The organism is Bartonella sp. MR168JLCBS (assembly GCF_042194175.1).
The window spans coordinates 1-822 of sequence record NZ_JBHIMP010000267.1 but is presented as its reverse complement, the minus strand read 5'-3'; the positions used below and the strand labels follow the sequence as shown (position 1 = coordinate 822).

1 protein-coding gene and 1 pseudogene are annotated in these 822 nt (G+C 41.0%); both read left to right on the top strand.

Features of this window, described 5'->3' with window-relative positions:
* Nucleotides 1–99 precede the first annotated feature (99 nt).
* Complete coding sequence (locus ACFIK8_RS10785; protein WP_375669422.1) at nt 100–561, top strand: hypothetical protein; 462 nt, start codon at nt 100–102, stop codon at nt 559–561.
* Nucleotides 558–822: pseudogene (locus ACFIK8_RS10780) on the top strand (tail fiber domain-containing protein); the annotation flags it as partial. The gene ACFIK8_RS10785 and the pseudogene ACFIK8_RS10780, both read left to right, overlap by 4 nt.

Genomic DNA, 822 nt, shown 5'->3' with positions numbered 1-822 from the left:
AAAAAAGAAAGCTGTTAAGCACAGCGCGTAAGAAAACAATGCCTCTGCTGGCTTTATAGTCGTTAGAGAAGGCGCTACCAAAAAGCTGAAAGAGCGAAAATGATGAAATGCAAACACGAAAATCAAAATCTTTATTCTGCTTATCTGACAGATCAATGGTCATGGAAAAAAATTGCACAATTCAAAGATCCTATAAATGCTGCATTAAAAAAATATGCTAAGCGCTTTCCTGATGATGTTTGCCTAAAAACAATCGCTCAAGAACTGGCCACTGGCAGGGCACAATTGTGGCTGATCTTAAAAAACAAAACCCAATTTAGCGCTTTTGCCATTACCAAAGTTGAAAAAACGCATACAGGAAAAAAACGTGTTTTTCTTTCAGATCTCGCTGGAGAGGGAGGACTGAAATTGGTCAAATCGATCGAAAAAGTCGAAGAATGGGCGAGAACAATCAATGCCGAAGAAGTCCATATGTTTGGAAGGTCTGGATGGTCTAAAATGCTCGCCCATCACGGATATTGTCGTAATCTTATTCATTATAGAAAGGTTCTTGTCACATGAGGAAAAAAACAACACCTCAAGTCCAAACAACAACACAAACAAATGCACCACCCGCTTGGGCTGAAGAAATCCTTAAAAAAGTGAGTGCTGACGCCCTCGACCTTTATAATAAAGGAATTGGCGGAAATGTTTATGAGGGTGAGCGGGTAGCGGGGCTCAGCGATGCGACAAAAAATGCTATCGCCGGGTTAGAAAAGGCTGCTGGTCAGTATAACAATCCAGCATTAACACAGTGGTTTAATGGTCCAACCCAAACTGCTA

What these genes read in the sequence shown, in the direction of transcription:
- ACFIK8_RS10785 (WP_375669422.1), top strand. Translation starts at nt 100, where the DNA reads ATGATGAAATGCAAACACGAAAATCAAAATCTTTATTCTGCTTATCTG.